Genomic DNA, 2,845 nt, shown 5'->3' with positions numbered 1-2,845 from the left:
GGGCCGCCAACCGCTCGGCGTGCGGGGTGCGGACCGCCACCCGGGGACGCAGCCGGGTGCGGGCGAAGTCCCCCGCCGTCTGATCGGCGACCAGCCTCCCGTCCGCCACGGAGATCACCCCGTCCGCCACCCGCGCAGCCTCGAGCGGGTCCCGGGAGGTCACCAGCGCGGTACCGCCCGCCCGGGCCCACCCGCGCACCAGGCCGTGCAGCAAGGTGGCCTCCCGGGGATCGAGCTCCCGGACCGGCTCGTCCAACACCAGGGTGTGGGGATCGCCGATCAGGGCCGTCGCCAGGACGAGTCGCCGTTCCATCCCCCGGGAGAGGGTCGCCGTCCGGCGGTCGGCGAGGCCGCTCATCCCCACGGCCTCCAGCAGTTCGTCGGCCCGCGCGGCGGGAACCCCCGCGGCGGCGGCGGAGAGCCTGAGGTGGCCCCGGACCGTTCTGCCGGGGTGCGGCCGGGGATTTCCCACCAGGGCGCCGATCTCCCGCGCCGGGCGCGGGATACGGCGGACGGGGCGGCCCCGGATGAGGGCCGCGCCGCGGTGCGGGGCCATGCCCAGCAACAGGCGGAGGGTGGTGGACTTCCCCGCGCCGGGCGGGCCGAGCAGCACGGTGACGGCCCCCGGGCGGGCGTCGAAGGTGAGATCGTCCACGACGGGCTCCCGCCGGTGTCCGAACGGCCCGGTGAGTCCGATGGCCTGGATCATCACTGCCCCCGGCGATCGTGGTGGTGGTTCACCGCGCCCTTGCGCACGGTGATCACACGGTAGCCAGGAGGAACGCCGCCGCCGAGGAATCCCTCTCCTTGTCGGTTGATCACACTCGAATGGCGGCGAATCGGGCGGAGGGTCACCCGGTCATCGGGGCAGGGCTCATGCCTCCGGTCTCAACATGGGCGGGTTGAGCAAAGTGGCCCCTCCGGCCCGGAACAACTGGGCGGGACGCCCGCCCTGACGGGTGGTGGTGCCCCCGCTGGGCAGCAGGAACCCCGGGGTGCCGGTGACCTTGCGGTGGAAGTTGCGCGGATCCAGCGCCACCCCCCACACCACCTCGTAGACCCGCCGCAGCTCCCCCACCGTGAACTCGGGCGGACAGAAGGCGGTGGCCAGGGAGGAGTACTCCAACTTGGCGCGCGCGCGTTCCACCCCGTCGGTGAGGATTCGATCGTGGTCGAAGGCGAGCGGTCCGCGGGGCACCCCGGGGTCCCCGGGCGCTCCGGCACGCTCCGTCCCACCCGCGGTGCCCGCACCGGTGCCCGGGGGCGGGCCCACCGGGAGGAGAGCGGCGACCGGCGCCCAGCGGGCACTGCCCGCGTCACCACCGGCCACCGGGGCCGGCAGATCGGGCGCCAGCACCAGGTGGGCCACGCTGACCACCCGCATCCGGGGATCGCGGTCCGGATCCCCGTAGGTCGCCAACTGTTCCAGGTGCACACCGGGCCGTTCGGTGCCGGGCTCGCGCGACCGCAGACCCGTCTCCTCGCGCAACTCACGGGCGGCGGCCACCGCCAGGTCCTCCCGCTCCCGGACGAATCCACCGGGCAGAGCCCATTGCCCCTGGTGGGGCGGCTCCCCGCGGCGGACCACCAACGCGCACAACGCCTGCCGCCGAACGGTGAGCACGACCAGGTCCACGGTGACGGCGAACGGCGGGAAGGCCGACGGGTCGTAGGGCATGCGGTGATCATAGTCGTCTGCCTGACGATAATCAGTCCCCCGCGGCTGACCCGCGCGTGCGCAGGGCCCGGCGCAGGGGTTCGGGATCCAGCCCCTCGTTCACCGCCTCGTGGAGCAGACGGGCCATGACGCACCGCGGGTCGACATCCAGGGCCCGCGCCAACGCGATCCGTGCCTCCACGGCGTCCCCCAGGGACCACGCCACCCAACCCACGAGGGTCAACGGGGCCGCCGCGTGCGCGCCGTACTCCGCCACGCAGCGGCGCGAGAGCGCCCGCCACAGCCGCAGGGCGGCCCGACCGTCGGGGCCCTCCTGCCACCGCGCCGCCCGGTCCCGTGCCTCACGGTCCTGCAGACCCAGGATGAGGGAAGCCGCCTCGACCGAGGACAACAGCGCGTCGTCCCGGGTGTCCGCCGCGACCGGGGAACCCCGTCGGGGCTCGGCGCCACCCCGGCGGAACCGCCCCACCAACCTCCGCGCCAGTTCGACGGTCTCCTCCCGCAGCGCCGTGAGGTCGGCCCCGTCACCCAGCACCTTGGGCACCATCACGGCGAGAGCCTCGTCCATCGCGCGGACCTGGTCGGCGGCGGCCGCGCCCCGGGCGGGGGTGAGGCGGCGCTCCATCTCGCCACGGGTGGGTGGCATGGGGACGCCCGCCAGGACCGAGGCGGCGGCCAACTCGGAGTGTCCGGGGCGGGGCCGGGGATGCCCCTCCGGCGGACAGGTGGAGGCCGCCGGGGAGGTGTAGGGCCAGTAGCGGTCCCCGGACAGGCACAGCGCCTCGTGCACCGGCACGGCCAGCGCGGCACAGGAGGCGCGCACGAGCGCGGCGAACGGGCGCAGACGCTCCATCACCTGCCGCGGGGACTCCCCCGACCTCGGGTCCCGGCACAGATACAGCACCGCAGAGGCGGGCACGCCCTCCCGCCGTCGCGAACCCTCCAACAGGCAGCGCGCCACCGCGTCCGCGGCACGCGGCCACTCCACGGGGGACTCCGGGATGGGAGCCCGCACCCGCCCGCCGAGTCGCCCGCCGTCGCGGTGGACGGCGACCAGGACCAGGGAGTCCTCCGGGTGGAAGCCCAGCAGGTGGGGCAGCGCGTCCACCAACTCCTCGGCACCCCGCAGGACCACGGCCGGGGCGGCCGGCGGGCGGGGAGCGGAGG

The 2,845-nt window shown here is 75.6% G+C and carries 3 protein-coding genes; all 3 read right to left on the bottom strand.

Features of this window, described 5'->3' with window-relative positions; genetic code table 11:
* On the bottom strand, positions 1-709 hold a 709-nt coding region (locus tag FNQ90_RS18525), incomplete at its 3' end, for an ABC transporter ATP-binding protein (RefSeq protein WP_182607405.1).
* A 165-nt stretch (positions 710-874) separates the two neighbouring features.
* Positions 875-1,678, bottom strand: coding sequence for an NUDIX hydrolase (locus tag FNQ90_RS18520; RefSeq protein WP_182607404.1), 804 nt, complete (start codon positions 1,676-1,678; stop codon positions 875-877).
* A gap of 31 nt (positions 1,679-1,709) precedes the next feature.
* Positions 1,710-2,845, bottom strand: a 1,136-nt coding sequence (locus tag FNQ90_RS18515) for a DUF4192 domain-containing protein (protein WP_182607403.1), incomplete at its 5' end; no start/stop codon positions are given.

The organism is Streptomyces alkaliphilus (genome assembly GCF_014141535.1).
GTDB classification, from domain to species: Bacteria; Actinomycetota; Actinomycetes; order Streptomycetales; family Streptomycetaceae; genus Streptomyces; species Streptomyces alkaliphilus.
The sequence above is the reverse complement of the archived record's forward strand: the minus strand, read 5'-3'. Positions and strand labels throughout refer to the sequence as shown.

Coding starts and splice junctions, on each gene's coding strand:
- FNQ90_RS18520 (WP_182607404.1), bottom strand. CDS start 1,678: ATGCCCTACGACCCGTCGGCCTTCCCGCCGTTCGCCGTCACCGTGGAC.